The organism is Vibrio sp. 10N.286.48.F5, assembly GCF_041469785.1.
Taxonomy (GTDB): domain Bacteria; phylum Pseudomonadota; class Gammaproteobacteria; order Enterobacterales; family Vibrionaceae; genus Vibrio; species Vibrio crassostreae_C.
Map to the genome: position 1 here is coordinate 14,551 of NZ_JBFRLG010000040.1, position 18,582 is coordinate 33,132.

Consider the following 18,582-nt stretch of genomic DNA (forward strand, 5'->3'; position numbering starts at 1 on the left):
CGAGACAATGTATTCAAGATTAAGCTAGAAGCTCTTTCGCTGTGTTTACTACGTTTTCAGTAGTGAAACCGAACATCTTGAATAGCTCACCTGCAGGTGCAGACTCGCCGAACGTTGTCATACCGATGATCTTGCCACCGAAACCAACGTACTTGTACCAGAAGTCAGCGATGCCAGCTTCTACAGCGATACGTGCCGTTACGTCAGATGGAAGTACAGACTCACGGTACTGCGCGTCTTGTTTGTCGAACGCATCAGTAGCAGGCATAGAAACTACGCGTACTTTCTTACCTTCAGCCGTTAGCTCAGCAGCAGCGTTAACCGCTAGCTCAACTTCAGAACCCGTTGCGATAAGGATAAGCTCTGGCTTGCCTTCACAATCTTTCAGGATGTAACCACCCTTAGCGATGTTTGCTACTTGCTCAGCGTCACGATCTTGTTGTGCAAGGTTTTGACGAGAGAAGATAAGTGCAGAAGGACCATCTTTACGCTCGATTGCTAGTTTCCAAGCAACAGCAGACTCAACTTGGTCACATGGGCGCCATGTGCTCATGTTTGGAGTTAGACGTAGAGAAGCGATTTGCTCAACTGGTTGGTGAGTTGGACCATCTTCGCCAAGACCGATAGAGTCATGCGTGTAAACTTGGATGTTCTGAGTTTTCATCAGAGCAGCCATACGCATAGCGTTACGCGCGTATTCCATGAACATTAGGAACGTTGCGCCGTATGGTACGAAACCACCGTGTAGAGCGATACCGTTCATGATAGCCGTCATACCGAATTCACGTACACCGTAATGGATGTAGTTACCAGAGAAGTCGTTCGCTTCAAGAGACTTAGAACCAGACCACATAGTTAGGTTAGAAGGCGCAAGGTCAGCAGAGCCGCCCATGAATTCTGGTAGCATAGCACCGAACGCTTCTAGAGCATTTTGAGATGCTTTACGTGATGCGATGTTTGCTGGGTTAGCTTGAAGATCAGCGATGATTGCCGATGCTTTCTCTTCCCACTCAGCTGGTAGGTCACCGTTTACGCGGCGTTTGAATTCAGCTGCCAGCTCAGGGTATGCTGCTTCATAAGCTGCAAGTTTCTCGTTCCACGCTGCTTCCTTAGCTGCGCCTGCTTCTTTCGCATCCCACTCTGAGTAAACTTCCGACGGAATTTCAAAAGGACCGTGCTCCCAACCTAATTCTTTACGTGTTGCTGCAATTTCTTCAGCGCCTAGTGGAGCACCGTGACAGTCGTGCGTACCTGCTTTGTTTGGAGAACCAAAGCCAATCACTGTTTTAGTACAGATTAGAGTAGGGCGAGGGTCTGCTTTAGCCGCTTCAATCGCTGCGTTGATAGCGTCAGAATCGTGACCATCTACCGCTGGGATTACGTGCCAGCCGTAAGCTTCGAAACGCTTAGGTGTATCGTCAGAGAACCAACCTTCAACTTCGCCATCGATAGAGATACCGTTGTCATCCCAGAAAGCAACCAGCTTACCAAGACCAAGCGTACCTGCTAGAGAACATGCTTCGTGAGAAATACCTTCCATCAGACAGCCATCACCCATGAATGCATAAGTGTAGTGGTCTACGATGTCGTGGCCTTCTTTGTTGAACTGTGCTGCTAGCGCTTTCTCTGCCATTGCCATACCAACAGCGTTAGTGATGCCTTGACCTAGAGGACCAGTCGTTGTTTCGATGCCTGGTGCGTAGCCGTACTCTGGGTGACCTGGAGTCTTAGAATGCAGTTGACGGAAGTTTTTAAGATCTTCAATTGAAAGCTCGTAACCTGCTAGGTGAAGCAGAGAGTAAATCAGCATTGAGCCGTGGCCGTTAGACAGGATAAAACGGTCGCGGTCAGCCCACTCTGGGTTTGCTGGGTTATGGTTTAGGTGAGAGCGCCAAAGTACTTCAGCGATGTCTGCCATACCCATAGGTGCGCCTGGGTGACCAGAGTTTGCTTGTTGTACGCCGTCCATGCTTAGAGCACGAATAGCGTTAGCTAGATGTTTGCGATTCATAAGAACTTCCGAATAAAAATTAAGAAAAACAAAATTGATAAAAGTAGGGGAACTGAACGTTCCCCTATTTGAATTTGGTAAGAGTGATTACAGCTTAGCTGCGATCATGTCTTCTAGTTTGCCTTGGTCAACGGCGAAGTTGCGGATGCCTTCAGCCAGTTTCTCAACAGCCATTGCATCTTGGTTGTGGTCCCATAGGAACTCAGCGTGAGTCATCGCTGCTGGACGCTCTTTATTACCGTTAGAGTCGATAAGCTTCTCTACTACTTCGCCTTCTGCTGCTTCTAGGTCTGCTAGAAGTTGAGGAGCGATAGTTAGACGGTCACAACCAGCAAGTTCAAGGATCTCGCCGATGTTACGGAAGCTTGCGCCCATAACAACAGTTTTGTAGCCGTGGTCTTTGTAGTAGTTGTAGATATCTGAAACAGAGATTACGCCTGGATCTTCTGAAGCTTCGAAATCACGACCTTCTTTCGCTTTGTACCAGTCCATGATGCGACCAACGAAAGGAGAGATTAGGAATACGCCAGCTTCAGCACAAGCACGAGCTTGAGCGAAAGAGAATAGAAGCGTTAGGTTACAGTTGATGCCTTCTTTCTCTAGGATTTCAGCAGCACGGATGCCTTCCCAAGTAGAAGCCAGTTTGATAAGGATGCGGTCGTTAGTGATACCAGCGTCGTTGTACATTTTGATAAGTTGACGAGCTTTAGCAACGCTGCCTTCCATGTCGTAAGAAAGACGAGCATCGACTTCAGTAGAGATACGGCCAGGTACAACTTTTAGGATTTCTTTACCGATGTTCACGTTAAGCATGTCGCAAGTATCTTGAACTTGCTGTGCTTTATCACCGCTTTGCGCTTTTGCGTATTCGATAGAAGCATCGATTAGAGGAGCGTACTCAGCAATTTGAGCAGCTTTAAGAATTAGAGATGGGTTAGTTGTTGCATCTTCAGGAGTGTACTTGCTGATAGCTTCGATATCGCCAGTGTCAGCTACAACAGTTGTTAGTTTACGAAGTTGCTCTAATTTATTGCTCATTTTGATCATCCTATGTATCGCATAACACCTCATTAATGGGAGAGGTGTGGGCATTTGCAAGCTAACTAATGAAGTTCTCAATGGTTGTACCAGTGAGCCAAACTTACATTAATTTAAATTTTTCTCCGAACGAACATTTGCACAGAACATTTGATCGCTCGATGAGTAAATGATGTAGCCATATTTATCCGATCTAGCCCCAAAGTCAACGGTAAATAGTACTGTATGGTGACTTCAGTCAAATATATTTCGCTCTAGTAATCATGGGCTATGCAAGCAAACGTTTAACGAGCAAAGTGAGGTGAATTAATCAACAACAAAACCATGGTTATGACTATGAGCAAATGTACCTTGCTGTTACATATGTTCGGGGTGTAAACTTGTGTATCACTTGCTTAAGCATCGAACATTTGTTCTTCAAGCAGGTAAAATAATTGTTAAATATTGGTTGAGTGGTATATGAGTAAGAATATCCAAGATGTTTCCGAAGAAAACACTGATCTCCTCACTGAAGTAGCGGTTGCTTATTATCAAGATGGTGCCACGCAAGAAGAGATATCTAAAAAGTACTCTATCTCCCGTGCAAAGGTTGGTCGAATGCTCAAGCAAGCCCGAGATGAGGGCATTGTTGAGATCACCGTGAAATATCACCCCGTCTTTAGTGCGAAGATCGAGCAACGTTTGATCGAACGATTTGGTGTAAAGCGTGCGCTTGTGGCACTAGACCAACCAAATGAAGAGAAGCAACGATTACAGGTTGCTGGTTTAGTGTCTAACTACCTTACCAGTACACTGAAAAACGGCATGGTAGTGACAGTAGGACAAGGGCGAAACGTATCGTCTGTTGCTCACCACACTGGCGTAATTACGCCACGAGACTGTAAATTCGTGTGTGGTATCGGCGGTATTCACCCAAGAGGCGGTATGTTTAATGCCGACCATATATGCAGGCAGCTAGCCAAAAAGTACGGTGGATCTTCTGAAACCTTATACGCGCCGGCTTATGCCGAGAATAAAGCGCAAAAAACCGCATTTATGGAAAACAGCACCGTTAAGCAGACACTCGATCTCGCTCGAAAAGCCGATGTTGCATTAGTCGGTATCGGTGATATGAGTGAAAACAGCTATATGGTCGACTTAGGTTGGTTTACCGCAGGTGAGGTCGTTCAATCTCGTTTATTGCAAGGAGTCGTCGGTGACTTTGCGGGTTATGACTTTTTCGATGTTCACGGTAAAACAGCAAACACAGTAATGAGTGACCGTGTGATTGGTTTGGCCTTGGAAGAATTCCGCCCAATTGCAGAAGTCATTGCCATTGCAGCCGAGAACAGTAAACCACTCGCTTTGTTAGGTGCACTAAGAACCGGCGTGGTAGACGTGATCGCAACCAGCGTAAGTAATGCTTTAACGGTACTTAATTTGGACGAACAACTTAGCGTGAATAAACCATACGGCAGTGAATAGTAAGATATTTGTGCTTCGTTGAATTCACTATTTGAGTAATCATGGAAAATCCCCCTAATGAAACCAGTGCAATAAGGGGGATAACTATTAGACATGACTCGAATAGTGAATTTGTTCAGCGGTTGAAAGAATTATCACTCTTTAATGTTAAGCCACACTAAAGGAGATAATTATGAAACTGTCATTTATCACACACGCTATTTCTAGCAACAGTGACCAATCAAGTTCTATCTTTAAATCTATTTCTATCTTTGGGCTTAGCTCAATAGCCACGGCTTGTATGCTCACACCTACAGTACATGCCGATGATAAAGTCGTCGCAGGGTATTTTGCGGATTGGCAATATCTGAATAAAGACAACCCTTATACCGTTGACGACATACCTGCAGACAAGCTCTCACATATTATTTACGCCTTCTTGAGCATGTGTGGTCCTCATAGCGGTGCTGGTGAGCCAGTTCAAAAACAAATTAAGCAGCAATGTGCAGACAAACAACCATATACCGCGATTATTGTGGATAAAGAAGCTGCGTTAGAAGTCGATTTCGGAGACGTGGATGTTGATGTCGCCTATAAAGGTCACTTTGCCCAGTTAGCTCAACTGAAGGCCGACAATCAAAATATCAAAATTTTGCCCTCATTTGGAGGGTGGACAATGTCTGAACCTTTCCATGCGATGGCGAAAGATCCTCAAGCCATTGCGCACTTTTCAAAAACTGCTGTTGAATTGATCCAAAAATACGACTTCTTTGATGGTATTGATCTTGATTGGGAATACCCAGGAGGCGGCGGCTTAACCACTTCGCCTTGGAACCCAGAGACGAAACTAACGGATGAGCAAAAAGCGCTAGAGCGTGAAGCTTTTACTCTTTTAGTAAAAACAATCAGAAGTGATTTGGACGCTCTATCAAAGACGACTCAAAGAGATTACGAGCTTTCAACGGCTGTCGGTGTTGGTGCTAAGGCAGCTCAAATTGACTGGAACGCGGCTAGCCCATATCTGACGAACATGTTTGCGATGACGTATGACTTCCTCGGAGGCTGGGGAACTCAAACAGGTCACACAACAAACTTACATGCCACCGAGCGTAGTTGGTGGGGAATGGGAGCTGATGTCTTCATTAATCAGATGATAGAGCAAGGTATTCCTAGCGAGAAGCTCGTGATCGGGGCGGCTTTTTATGGTCGAGGTTGGCAAGGGACAAAAGACTTTGCTGGAGAGCTGCCTAAAGGTGACCTAGTTTCTGAACAAGGGGCGCAGTTTGGTACCGGTGAAAACGGTTACTTCATGTTTTGGGATCTTATGAATAACTACAGCAGTAAACAAGGTTATGAGTATAAGTATGATGAGCAAGCTCAAGCACCTTATTTGTGGAACCCAGATAAAAAAGTATTCATATCTTTTGAAGATCAGCGTTCTATTAAAGCAAAGGCAGAATGGGCGAAGAAATCAGACCTAGGCGGCATTTTTACTTGGGAATTATCAGGAGATCCTTCCGGGCAGTTGATCGATGTTATGCATAGTGAAATGAATAAAAAGTGAAATGAATAAATAACTGAACAGAAAATACCTAGAAAATAAGGTAGGTGTTTAGCCGCCTACCTTATTTATTTTGCTCGTCTATTTAACTCGCGTTCTTAAACAGAACATTCCGCGTGCTCGGTCACTTTCTTGTTTAGGTGAGTAGCCAGCTCATCATAAGGAATAGGGCGAGAGAAGTAATAGCCTTGCATTAAGTCACATCCACATGCCTTTAGAATTGCGAAGTGTTCGTTTGATTCTACGCCTTCTGCTAATACCACCATGCCGAAGTTCTTACCGATTGCGATGATGTTTTGCACCATGGTGAGTGACTGCTGATCGACAGCAATGTTCTCAATAAAGCTCTTATCGATTTTAAGTTCATCGATAGGCAGTGCTTTCAACATACTTAGTGATGAATAACCTGTCCCGAAATCATCTAAAGAGATCTTTATATTCTTCTCTTTGAGGGCTTCAAAAGTCGGTTTCACCAAAGTCACATCTTCAATGAACAAGCTCTCGGTAATTTCTAGCGTTACACAGCTAGGAGAGAGTTGATACTTTTCTAGTGTCGCGAACAAGTGCTCAGAGAAGGATTGATGAGAAAACTGACGCACTGATATGTTGATCGACAGCCCGATTTTTTGTTCTGTTGTTCGGTGCAAGTGGGCGATCTGCATAATGCTGGACTCAATAATAAAAGTCCCCAGTTTTTGCATTAAACCCGTGTTCTCTGCTATCGGTATAAAGACATCTGGCGGAACAAAACCCAATTCCTCATCAATCCAGCGCACGAGTGCTTCTACACCATGAATACTTTCATTTGCACGAACCAGCGGTTGGAAAACCATGAACAGCGTTTGTTTCTCGATAGCGATGCGTAGCCTTTGTTCTACTTTCATTTTGTAGAGATGAGCATCTTGCATTTCCGTTGTGAAAATACTGTACGAGTTTTGCTGCTGTTTCGCTTTGTACATTGAAATATCGGCAGAACGTAACAGGCTATCCAGATCTTTTCCGTGTTCTGGGAAACGCGCTACGCCGATGCTGCAACCTAACAAAAACTGAGCGCTTTCAACTTCATAAGGTTGAGAAAGCACTTCAATAATGCGCTTGGCGAGTCGTTTAATTTCAGCTTCATTCGACAAGGGCGTCAAGAACAAAAACTCATCACTGGATTCACGTACCAATAGGCTGAGGCGAGATCGGAACCTCATCAAACGCAAAGCGATCTGTTTGAGAACCTTATCTCCAAAGTCATGCCCGTGGGTGTCATTGACGCATTTAAAGTTATCGATATCGATAAACAACAGCGAAAACGGCTCTGACTCATCGTCAATCCATTTACCAATGTTTCTACGCATGTACAAACGGTTTGGCAGAGAGGTTAAAGGGTCATGGTTCGCCTGATAAATGAGTTGGCTACGAGTCCGTTGTTCATTCTTGGCAATCGACTTAACCAAAAAGTAGAAACCAAACTGAAGAAAAATAAAGGCAACGAAAAGAATGCTGAACTCTTGTATGAATATACTATCGACGTGAGTTAGATCCGTACGTCCTACCACCCATAATTTGTAGTTTGGGATGTATTTCGCGCTCATCAAAGAGTGGTACTCTTCATCGTCGACGACAAAAGAATAGGTTTCTTGCCCATTCATCGCTTCTTGTACGCTAATTCCGAAGTAGTCGGTAAAGATACTTGCAATACGCTGTATGACATCTTTGCCGACTGGAGAGGAATAGGCACTCTCAGATTCAATATCACTTGAATAAAACTGGCGATAGCTGTCTTTTCTGATCAGGCTTAGTGTATTGAAACTTCCGGCGTGAGCATTATTTTCAAATACGATCGTTGCGTCTAATCGTAGCCCTGCGGTCATTACTGCATCGGTTTTCTTGCCATCGATTGAAATGGATTTTCTCAGCGGGATGACTAAGCTATTCAACGAATCTTGAAAATAGGTACGGCCAAGCACCATGCTACTGCTTGATAGGGCGTCTAGGAAGGAGCCTCTGGTTGGCGCGTATTGCAGCAAGTTCCTTTGATTCGCAAGTTCGAGATTTGAGCTAATCGAGAGGTAATCACCGTCGGTGTTCAACAAGCCAAACGCTGCTATCGCAGGGTGGGTCTCAAGTAGCTTGTCTAATATTGGCCTAATCTGGATAGATGCAGTACGTGTGAAATCAGACTGTTGAGCCAGTTGATGGCCAACCACTTCTAACAAGGCTTCTTGACTGGTCAGCAGCGAGTTGACGGAGCTAGAAAAAAGCTCAACCTGAATGTGTTGCTGCTCTATGAAGTCGTCTCTGTTTGCTTTCCAGTTTGTTATTCCCAACGCGGCGAAAAGTATCAGGGTCAGTAGTACGACAAACGCGTACAGCGACCAGATATTTTGCTTAAATAGAGCCATGAGATGCCTTTGTTGGTTACTACTTTTAACAGACTGCAAGTGACAAACTATTGGGTTGTCAGCGCGATTCATGCAACGAAAAATACAAACATCAATGATGAAAGTATTAATGGTTAAATAGTGTAACGACTACGAGCAGAGATTCTTGAGTGAAAAATTAGTATTCATAACGTCGATAACGATTAGTTTATGATTAATCACGAATTATGGTTAGCAAGTTGATGTGGGTTACAAATCAAACGGCGTGAATCGAGTCTTGGTCTCAAATGAACATAGCGTTAACTGCGACATAGAGGCTTACTTCATGAGACGTGGAGCCATCATTATCAGTAAGCTCTTTATGCATGCGCAGTATATTCTAATAGTTGCATTAAGCGAAGTTGAATTACTTTTTAGTCACGGCGATAGGGAGTTTGTCGTTAGCACCCCATTCCGTCCATGAACCATCGTAAACACCCATTTCACCGTTATAGCCAGCGAGTTTAGCGGCTAATAATATGATGCAAGCTGTTACGCCAGAGCCACAGCTAAAGAACATAGGTTGAGAAGGCGTTAATTCTAGCGTTGAAAAGATATCAATAAGCTCTTCTTGGGACTTTAACTTGCCGTTTTTGAGTACTTGGGCAAATGGTAGGCAAATAGAATTCGGTATATGGCCACTACGCAAGCCTTCACGTGGTTCAGGAACTTCTGAATCGAAACGAGCTTGAGAACGAGCATCTACAATGTTTGCGCTCTTGTCAGTTGAGTAACCTTCAATCTGCTGAGCACTGACAAAGTAGTTGTCTTGAATATGGCCTTCAAAATTGCCCGCTTTTACTTCGGTGCGATAGTCAGTCTCGGTCGCGTAACCGGCTTCGATCCAAGCTGGCAAACCGCCATCTAAGATGAATACGTCGTTGTGTCCCATTGCCATAAACATCCACCACGCACGAGGAGAAGCGAAGGTTCCGGAGTTATCGTAAACCACAATCGTACTGTCTTGATTGATGCCAATTTCTTTTGCGCGAGTGTTGAAGTGTTTTTCGCTCGGAAACATGTGAGGAAGCAGAGTGTGCTTGTTACAAAAGTCTTTGTCGTAGTCAAAACAAATAGCACCAGGAATCATTTGTCCTTTGATCTTTTCTGACTCGCTTGGAATTTGAAACTCGATGCTGGCGTCGAGGATGATGATATTGTCTTCTGCTAGCAAACGTTGTTGAAGTTGTTGTGGTGAGATGAGTGGCTGATTCATTATTGTTATATCCATTCTTGTTGTTTTAGCGATTCTTACTGTTTTAGCGAATACAGTGGTAGAGCGATTACTGTTGCTTTTGCGAATACAGTTGCTTTACGAATACCGTTGTTGCATCGATGGCTACTGTGCAGCTCGACAGTGGATGAACTGATAACTGCTTTGTCCGGTTATTTGATTGTTTAATGTATCAAGCGCGACCACAGAATCAATAGGGCAGTCTGTGGTAGGAGCAATAGAGAGCCGAAATACGTCATTATCTTTTGTCTGAACCGTCAGATAACGCCTGTGCCCATCTAAGGATTGAGTAAGCGTGTTCGAAATTACTTTGGCTTGAATACGTTGCCCCGTCTCTGATGTTAGCGGGAAATAGGCAAGGGCAACTAACACGCCTACGCCACACATTAAGATAAATAGACCTATTTTTAACTGTTTCATGAGAGTAAGTCTTTGAAGGTTATGTTGAAAATATAAGTGAGGTTGGTGGTAAAGTGAATGCTACTCGCTAAGAAAGCTGAATTAACTGCTCCTCGACGAAAATAAAAAAGTGAGCATTTCTGCTCACTTTCTACTTACAAACAATCCATTTTGACTCTGTTTCGTCAGAGATCTCGCTAACGACAAGTTACCTGCTGTTAAACAATTTACTGCCAGACAATCTGAGAGTCGCCGCTAGAAACCACTTGTTGTAATGGAGGTTGACCATCGTAAAACCAAATCTCTATCAAGAGTGCGTCATGGTTTACTGGTGCTGCAAAGTTGGAGGCGAACACACCGTTATCTAGTGGGCCCGCAATGACCTTGCTGGAGTAATCCGGCTTCAAGGTTGAGTCATCTCTTGTACTAAAGCGGCTATAAACGGTCACAAAAGAACGGTCTGTCGAAATGCTGCTGATGTCGATGTCGAGATCAAATTGTTCAACAGAGCTGTAGTCAAAGCCGTCAGGTACCACTAAATCACTCATCGTATAGCTTTGCGCTGCTACCGCACCTGTCACGGGAGACGGCGATGGTGTTGCTGTTACCGGAGTCGTTGCTGTTACCGGATTCGACGGAGTTGCAGGTGTCGAGGGTGTAGATGGTGATGCCGTAGATGTACTTCCGCCCCCACCGCCGCCGCCTCCACAGCCGGATAATACTAATGGCGCTGCAGCTAAAATAACGGCTAGTGACTTCTTGATGTTCCAAGTGCTTTGTACAGACATACGTTTTTCCTCAAAGAGATTGCGACTTGAATCAACGCAATGATTGTCTCGATATTGTTTAGTGTGAATAGTCATAACGTCTCTCCTTATGGTTCGTAACGTTGGTTGTCTGCAGGTGATTGGTACCATGTTTGGTTCGTTTCACCGCCGGATTCTGCGTATTCTTTAAACCCTGGGTAAGCGGTAACAATATCGACGTACTCTAAAGGCCACTCCCATTCGTCATCCGAAGTCACTATTAGTGCCCAAGGGTGGTTTTCTACTGTTTTGAAGTATTTACCTGTTGATGGATTACTGTCATCGACGCCTAAACCAGCTTCAAAGAGGTTAGTGGTATCAAATGCTTCGGTTGGAGCTTGGTCTGGCAAGTGAACCTCCCAGCTGCGTCCTGGATGTAGAGGTAGGTTTTCACCATGATAATACCCAGGCGTTGCGAAGATGAACGGGTCGTAAGGCATATCGGTCCAGCTGCCAGTACTCACACCGTCACCGGCTAAAGTAATACCAATTTGGAACGAGAACTGCTCATCTTCTTTACATCCATTACTGGTGCGGTAGAAGGTACAGCCAGTGCTGATTTTTTCTGTCAGGTCATTGGCGATAACAAAGATTGCTTCGCTACGTCCATCTTCTAGGTCAAGGTCAGTGAATGCGCCGTTGTGTTTCATGTAAGAGCTGCCACTACTCACCAAGCTCGGGTCGAGGTTAGGAAGTCGAACAGCAAAACCATTTCTGTACGATGCCCCGACAGCAGCTAGGCGGCCGTCGATAGTTGATTTAACGACTTTTCCATCTTTAAGGATTTCAGTAATACGATACATAAGAACAGCATCGTTCATGTCGTAGTCAGCTTTATAAGGCCAGTTATCTTCGTACGCGAGCGTTGCGTAACCAGAAGCACTTGGGAAGTAACGAGCAGTGGCACCATCGTTAAGAACATCGACTTGAATATCGACCACCTCACCAGAGGTAGAACCGCCAAAGTAGCTCAGGTTGGTTTGTTGGCTGAATCTAAATCGAGCCCAGGTAGTACCGGTCAGTGCGTTGATATCAACATTTAGGAACAGATCGTTTTCACCCGTATCTAACAGGTAATCGGTAAATACTTGCTCGTTGGCGCCATCGAAACTGCCATCTTGGTTCCAGTCTATCCAAGCTGAAAGGTAACCGGTTGTTGAAGCTTCAATTACTACTTTTGAATCAAGCCCTGCTTCAAGTGCGGTAACAAAACCGATACCACCGTTTGCCCATTCATCATCCACCCCGACAGTTTCATCTGATTGAGGTGTGACATAACCATCTAAATCCGCATCTGGAGGAGTTGTACCTAACCATGTGATGCCATCGAGTTCATGTCGAGGGCCATTGCTCGCCAGTAACGTTAGGTAGCTGTCTGGAGCATCACCGAAGTCGATGTTTGAGTCTTCATCAACAACAGGTGCATTAGCACAACGAGCACCATCGTTTTGACCAGAAGCTGGGCCATTCGAAACAAATTCAACGGCTGGAACAATACCTGCCGCGATATTGGCAGCGTTGTCTGGAGACAGATTGATACGGTAAATTTTACCGTCTTGATTTCGAGATACGTAATAGTAGCCGTTTACATCAAAATAACCTGCGCCAAACGTCCCTGTTTCTCCGGTATCACCAATATAGGTTTCTGCACCTGTAGTTGGGTTGAAGCTGTACAAGCCACCCGAGTTATTGTCGATACCATATAAAGAGCCATCACTTGGATGGAAAGCAAAATCAGTCAGTTTTACAGTTGCAGGGCTGCCTGCGATTTTGTTGACCGTGACGGTCGCATTCGGATCAGAGTCTAAAGGAGAGAGGTCAACAGTAAATAGTCCCTTACCTGTACGATACAAGTAGTAAACATGGTCATAGACGTCGCCGACATAGAAAGTGTGATCGGTTGGTAAGCCACTGGTATTGATAACTTCAGCTTGGAAATCCTGTCCAAGGCGCACCAAGCGTTTGTTGGTGGTGTCATAGCCATAAATATATCTGTCTTGAAAGTCGAAACCAACACCATTGATATTGGCATTCATACCCGTATCGTCTTCTAACAGAGTGGTTGAACCTGTTACTAGGTTTACACCCCAAACTTCAACGGGTTTCGACTGAAAGAGGTATGCTTGACTAGGGCAGGTATCGAATGGCGCTGCGTTGGCGACTAGAGGGGCACTTAATAGCAAACTTAACGTTGTAATTCTCATATCTACATCCTTGTGATGGAAGGTCTAGATATTCAATCAAGTTACGTGCCAGTTTTAAGTGTTTGATTTAATGGGTTTTTATTATTTATCGAGTTCAGTTTCCAATTTGAGTGTCAATATGAAAGTGTGCCATCCAAATAGCCAAAGGCCTTTATATTTCTATTTGATTAGAGCTAAGGATACAAGAGCTTAGGCGGTAATTACGAGTGATTGTCTAATAGGCTCTGTATGTATTCACTCGTGAATGGAACAATATCTGAGACCACTTTGGATGCTAAAATGCTTTCAGCGTTAGCTTTTATTCTGACATATCGAAAATGCTTGCCATAAACCTTTACTCCTCCAAACGGTAAACTCTTTCCTTTGTTAATCAATTCACAATCTGAGTTTGATTCATAAAGGGAATACCCCAGGGCAAGATCATGAAAAACCCATATGGAATAAGGGGTAGCGTGAAGTGATGTTTCCACTAATTTGTACACTGAAGTCACAACAAATTCAATACATTCAAGAGGCTTTGTTGCGTAATTCGGACAGAAAACCAAATTGCCCGAAAATTGAGTAATTATTAAACAACATACTGAGTTTCAGGCATACCAAGCCCTGTAAGCTTGTTCAGCGCTTTAATCATGGCGTAAGTCTCACCAACTTGAGCGTTGTAGTTCCTCAGGCTTAATTTCCCACCTAACAACTGTTTCACTCGATACATTGCTGTCTCTGATAGCGAGCGCTTATGATAGCCATAACGCTTTTTCCACTTCTTGTTGGAGCCGTATAGCTTCTGACAACCTACTGCTAAATTGCGAGGATGTCCTTCCTCCCAGAAGGCTGCGCCTTCTCGTGGCGGGATAAGCGCAACCGCTCGCTTTATCCGTATGGCATCATGGCAATTCCTTGTGTCATAAGCGCCATCACCTGATATCTCAATGATTTTACGTAAACGCCCCATGAACCCACGGGGCGTTTACAAAAGACTTACTATAGAGCAAGCCTTATCGAGTAGAGATCTTGAGTGTTGGTTGGTATGGAAACTTCCTTCTCCGCCTAACTCTAACCCCCTGGTTGTTGGCATATTTTTAGGTTTGACGTTTAAACGCATCCAAGAGTGGAGTCGTGTCAGGGAGTAGAGGAGAAACCACTTTGGACGCAAGGAGGCTTTCTGCCGTGACTCTAATCCTCACGTAGCGGTAAGATTTACCAAATACTTTTACCCCTCCGTCTTTAAGACGTTCTCCTCGACTCAGTATTTCCACTTCTGCAGACGCGTCATACAGACTGTATACGGAATGCCTATGACAGTTCGTGATTAGATATTTCACTTCCGGGTGTTTTTTTATGATATCGAGTGTGTTCATAAACATAGCTACACGTGGGCTTGGTAGTGATGCATACCCTGATATATTGTAGAAACTTAATGGTAGCCCCTGACTTTTCTCTATTGTAGTGAAGGGACAAGTGTGACTGTTAGCGGGTTCTAACTGTTCATTTGGTGTGTCGGCAGGCACAAAGCTGTATAGGGAGTGCGCCACTAGGTGTCCGGTTTTATCTATTATGGTCGATAGGATTACATTGGGGTTGTTGAGTAATTCCTGACTGACTTCTAACCCCAAATAATGTTCAGTAAAAGACAGAACACGTGACATGATGGGGGATGATGCCTCTGAAGGAGAACGAACCTCTGGGAGCAACTTTTCTTCAATAACGTATGGGTAGTGAATGTCGTTAATGGCGCGCTCAAATTCTAATGTAAGCTTTGTGTCTTCCTTCGTTGTTTGCATCAAGGCAGTGATGTCTCCTCCAAAGGCTCGTATGATCATCAACTGTTTCGCCAGTTTCGGGGCGGTGACACCTCTTTCCCACCGACTGTAAGTAGTGATGTCTAATTTATCAAACGCAATGTCAACCTCAAGCAAGTGGTCAATTGCTTGCTGCTGAGTGAACTTGTGCTTCTTACGCATTTCTTGTAAGTATTGTGCAAATAGTAATGACAAAGGATACCCTCCGAATCAATCGGTTTTCGTGTCTTCGCTGATTCTGCTTTTGTTGAGCAACCGTACGATTTCAGGGCGAGATAAAATCACGGCGCTTTCAATTTTTAATAAACCATGCCTGAATGCTTGGCTGCCAATTTTTACGGCACCGTAAGGGTCAGGCGTATCGTAACCTACTTTTTCGGCCCCAATCTCCACTAAATAATCCAAAAATAAAGGACCGCTTAAATAGTGATAGTAGAGGCGCCATAAAACGAACAAAGTTGGCATGCACGATATCAAAGGCAGATTCACTGGTGGCGAAACGGCTGAGGCTGCATATCGCGAGTGGAGCATTTTTAGAATAGGGTTTGAGTTTGTCAAAAGGCAGCGTGCTATATGGGGTGATGAAGGTGGCGTCTAACTCTGTGCTATCAAAGAAAACCGCGAGATTGTGGCCAACAATTTCCAAGCTCTGTTTATCAATATATACGTTTAAAAGCAGCTTTCTTGTTTTGTATAGATAATGGAGGTCTAGTGCTTCTAAACCAGGGTAACCGGACTGAGAAGTGTGTAAAAAATGTTGGATACTCTCAAAGAACGTTTTATCTGCATCTGGGTCTATCGTTTTTTCAATGATGATGGGCGCTGATATGTTGCCTACGCGTGAGTAAGAGGCGGAATAGATGGCGGCCTTGGTGGAATAAAATCGCTCATACACCATTCTGCTCATGATGTCCTCTTCGTCCTCCCACTCAAGTGATGTCAAGTAAGGCATCAAATCATTGGTTAAGGTGCGGAGTATTTTGATTGCTCTCACTGGGTGTGGCGTTGTGGTGCCCCGTTCCCAACGGCTTACTGAAACCGAGTCGATGCTTACGAACTCGGGGCTGGCTAAGTTCAGGTATGCGCTGAGTCCTTTCTGGGTGAGACCTTTTTCGAGCCTTAACTTTTTCAAGTATTCTCCAAACAAATTACGCCCCCTTTATTTATTGTATTAACAATAATAATAGACGCTATTGTTCGAGTTGTAGTTTCTGTTGAGGAGTCAGTGTAATTTTCATGGTTCGTAGCATGATCCTGATTCTATTGAAAATCAAGCATCTTCAATGATCACTGGTATATTCATTCCCTTATGATCACGGCTAGAGCATTTTAATTCCAGTCTTTAAAAGGGCTGAGCGATATTCGTCATCAATAGCCGCTATCTTCTTCTTTCTTACCATGCTGATGTTTTTACTTTTATCTTGTTTGAAAAGACTTAGTGCGATTTTTCTCAATACATTGAAAGCTAAGGCTCCGGTGCCCCTACGGATACGCGATTCATCTTCTCTAAACGTTACATCTAACATCCAATGCATACTTTCTACTTGCCAGTGGCTTCTTATTGCATCCAATGCTTGCTGCGCGTTGAGGGGTAATGAACTGATATACCATCGAGTTTCCTCCGATTTTTTACCACTCAATTTTTCTTCAACCATAGCGGTCACTTTGATTACACTCTGTAAACCATCCCAGCGATAACCTTTTCCTAACCAGTTTCTATCAACGATTAACTGCTCACACTGACGAGTTTCAATGCGTCCATGACCTACACTAACTTCACTGTACTCATCATACGTCTCAGAAGTGGTGCCTTCTCGCATTGATTTATGCCACCAAGCTTCAAGCTCAGCTTTCATTCCTGAGTGATTGCCCTTTAAGGCTAATACGTAATCCGCTTTACCTTTCACTATCTGTTTAGCGATGTCTTTTTGACATCCCATTGCGTCCAGCGTGATGATACAGTTCTCAATATCAAGTAATGTGAGTAATCTTGGGATAGCGGTTACCTCGTTGCTCTTCTCGTCAACCACAACTTGCCCAAGAACGAGCTGATGTTGACGACTCCATGCGCTGACCGCATGGAGTGGATTTCGCCTCTCACGCGTATCAAAAGAACGTCTAGCAGTTTTACCATCGATGGCAATGACATCACTCCCTGTAGACTCAATAAGACAACTCATCCAGCTTTGAAACGCTCTCTCAATTTCTTCTGGCTTAAGACGGCATATAACGCGAGCGATGGTGTCATGCCGTGGAATACCGTATTCGAAAGGGCGATAACGTCGGAGCCAATCTAAGCGATGAGAACCAAAATCCTCAATTTGCTCCCAGCCTTCCGCTCCTGATAGGACGGCACTAACGGCTAAAAAGATAATATCGAGAAGTTCATGTCGCTTACATCGATCAATACGTGGGTCTTCAATTGCTTCAAAATGTTGGAGAAAAGAGTCAGGCATACTTAAAACATTACAATAGAGAATTACTAGCTGCTCTGATCTCCCGTTTATTCAAAAGTTCCCATTTATAAGGCGTTGTTAATGATATGGACACTTCCACCCACCGTCTAAACTTATAGTCGGTAACATAAATGAGGAAGAGACCATGACCATTGCAACTTTAGGTATCGACTTAGCTAAATCTTCTTTTGCTCTTCACGGAGTAGATTCATCAGGCAAAGTTCTTTTGAAGAAAAATATCAGCAGAAAGAAGTTGTCCGAAACGTTGACCAATATGCCTCCTTGTCTTGTTGGTATGGAAGCTTGCTCCAGTGCTCATTATTGGGCAAGAGTATTCAAGCAATTTGGTCATGACGTTAAACTTATGCCTCCGCAGTTTGTTAAGCCCTATGTGAAATCAAATAAGAACGATACCGCTGATGCTGAAGCAATCTGTGAAGCGGTAACTCGCCCTAACATGCGTTTCGTACCTATAAAATCGATTGAACAGCAATCAATCCTTTCTGTTCACAAAGCTAGAGAAAGGTTAGTTTCAATGAAAACTGGCCAAACTAATCAATTACGTGGGTTGCTGGCTGAGTTTGGTCTTGTCTTTCCTAAAGGAAGTGCATCACTTAACAAGCAGCTCCCTCTGGTTTTAGAGGATGCTGAAAATAATTTGACGCCACCGATTCGCTGCGTGGTTACTCATTTAAAAGAACTAATTGATGAGCTTTCTTCACGAATTAGTGCGTTAACAAAAGAAATTGAACAATGGCACAGTACGAATGTTGATTCTAAAAGAATCGCAGAGATCCCTGGAATTGGCCCTATAACTGCCACCGCACTTGTTGCAAGTATAGGTGACCCCGCATCTTTTAATAATGGACGGCAGGTATCTGCATGGATTGGACTTGTACCTAAGCAGTTTTCAACGGGTGGCAAACAAGTATTGCTTGGTATAAGCAAGCGGGGGGATGGCTATTTACGAAGACTACTAGTGCATGGTGCAAGAGCTGTTCTTGGGCACTTAAAGCAACAACCAACCACTTATACTCACCGCTGGTTGAATGACTTACTGAAACGAAAACACAAGAATGTTGCAATAGTCGCACTAGCTAATCGGAATGCTCGAATTGCATGGGCTTTATTGGCTAATCAGCAACACTATAATCCTGAATTACTATCTATCTAAAATTGCGCATGAAGTGGAAATGAGAAAACAGGTAATACCAATCCGGAAA

At 44.0% G+C, this 18,582-nt stretch carries 13 protein-coding genes and 1 pseudogene; 3 read left to right on the plus strand and 11 right to left on the minus strand.

Features of this window, described 5'->3' with window-relative positions; genetic code table 11:
* Window positions 1–19: 19 nt before the first annotated feature.
* Together tkt and tal are read right to left on the minus strand one after the other, a co-directional pair.
* Window positions 20–2,011 (minus strand): transketolase, encoded by a 1,992-nt coding sequence (gene tkt, locus AB4185_RS19245; RefSeq protein WP_009845572.1) that lies wholly within the window; start codon window positions 2,009–2,011, stop codon window positions 20–22.
* Between the two features lie 87 nt (window positions 2,012–2,098).
* Window positions 2,099–3,049 carry a transaldolase gene (gene tal / locus AB4185_RS19250; protein WP_372135784.1) on the minus strand — a complete coding sequence of 317 codons (951 nt, stop codon included), beginning with the start codon at window positions 3,047–3,049 and terminating at the stop codon, window positions 2,099–2,101.
* Between the two features lie 459 nt (window positions 3,050–3,508).
* Between tal and AB4185_RS19255 the strand changes: the two genes are divergently transcribed.
* Both AB4185_RS19255 and AB4185_RS19260 read left to right on the plus strand, forming a co-directional pair.
* Window positions 3,509–4,513, plus strand: coding sequence for a sugar-binding transcriptional regulator (locus AB4185_RS19255; RefSeq protein ID WP_017064428.1), 1,005 nt, complete (start codon window positions 3,509–3,511; stop codon window positions 4,511–4,513).
* Between the two features lie 172 nt (window positions 4,514–4,685).
* Entirely contained in the window at window positions 4,686–6,056 is a 1,371-nt protein-coding gene (locus AB4185_RS19260; protein WP_372135785.1) for a glycoside hydrolase family 18 protein, read from the plus strand.
* A 95-nt stretch (window positions 6,057–6,151) separates the two neighbouring features.
* On the opposite strand, the gene AB4185_RS19265 is transcribed toward AB4185_RS19260, so the two are convergent.
* From AB4185_RS19265 to AB4185_RS19305, 9 genes and pseudogenes are all read right to left on the minus strand, one after another.
* Window positions 6,152–8,446, minus strand: a complete 2,295-nt coding sequence (locus tag AB4185_RS19265; protein WP_372135786.1) for a putative bifunctional diguanylate cyclase/phosphodiesterase — start codon at window positions 8,444–8,446, stop codon at window positions 6,152–6,154.
* A 385-nt stretch (window positions 8,447–8,831) separates the two neighbouring features.
* The gene (locus AB4185_RS19270; RefSeq protein WP_372135787.1) at window positions 8,832–9,680 is read right to left on the minus strand and encodes a sulfurtransferase; all 849 of its coding nucleotides are present in this window, start codon (window positions 9,678–9,680) and stop codon (window positions 8,832–8,834) included.
* A 123-nt stretch (window positions 9,681–9,803) separates the two neighbouring features.
* Window positions 9,804–10,118: a hypothetical protein gene (locus tag AB4185_RS19275; RefSeq protein ID WP_017061706.1), complete on the minus strand. Its 315-nt coding sequence runs from the start codon at window positions 10,116–10,118 to the stop codon at window positions 9,804–9,806.
* Between the two features lie 206 nt (window positions 10,119–10,324).
* Window positions 10,325–10,960 (minus strand): hypothetical protein, encoded by a 636-nt coding sequence (locus AB4185_RS19280; protein WP_372135788.1) that lies wholly within the window; start codon window positions 10,958–10,960, stop codon window positions 10,325–10,327.
* An 11-nt stretch (window positions 10,961–10,971) separates the two neighbouring features.
* Entirely contained in the window at window positions 10,972–13,107 is a 2,136-nt protein-coding gene (locus AB4185_RS19285; protein WP_372135789.1) for an LruC domain-containing protein, read from the minus strand.
* 568 nt (window positions 13,108–13,675) lie between these two features.
* Window positions 13,676–14,044 (minus strand): annotated as a pseudogene (locus AB4185_RS19290) (transposase); the annotation flags it as partial.
* 139 nt (window positions 14,045–14,183) lie between these two features.
* Window positions 14,184–15,098, minus strand: coding sequence for a helix-turn-helix transcriptional regulator (locus AB4185_RS19295; RefSeq protein WP_372135790.1), 915 nt, complete (start codon window positions 15,096–15,098; stop codon window positions 14,184–14,186).
* Between the two features lie 157 nt (window positions 15,099–15,255).
* A complete protein-coding gene (locus AB4185_RS19300; RefSeq protein ID WP_372135791.1) occupies window positions 15,256–16,035 on the minus strand; it encodes a helix-turn-helix domain-containing protein in 780 nt (259 codons plus the stop codon).
* A gap of 187 nt (window positions 16,036–16,222) precedes the next feature.
* Entirely contained in the window at window positions 16,223–17,359 is a 1,137-nt protein-coding gene (locus AB4185_RS19305; RefSeq protein ID WP_065584870.1) for an ISAs1 family transposase, read from the minus strand.
* 145 nt (window positions 17,360–17,504) lie between these two features.
* On the opposite strand from AB4185_RS19305, the gene AB4185_RS19310 reads away from it, so the two are divergent.
* Window positions 17,505–18,533, plus strand: a complete 1,029-nt coding sequence (locus AB4185_RS19310) for an IS110 family transposase (protein WP_017065108.1) — start codon at window positions 17,505–17,507, stop codon at window positions 18,531–18,533.
* The last annotated feature ends 49 nt before the right edge of the window (window positions 18,534–18,582 follow it).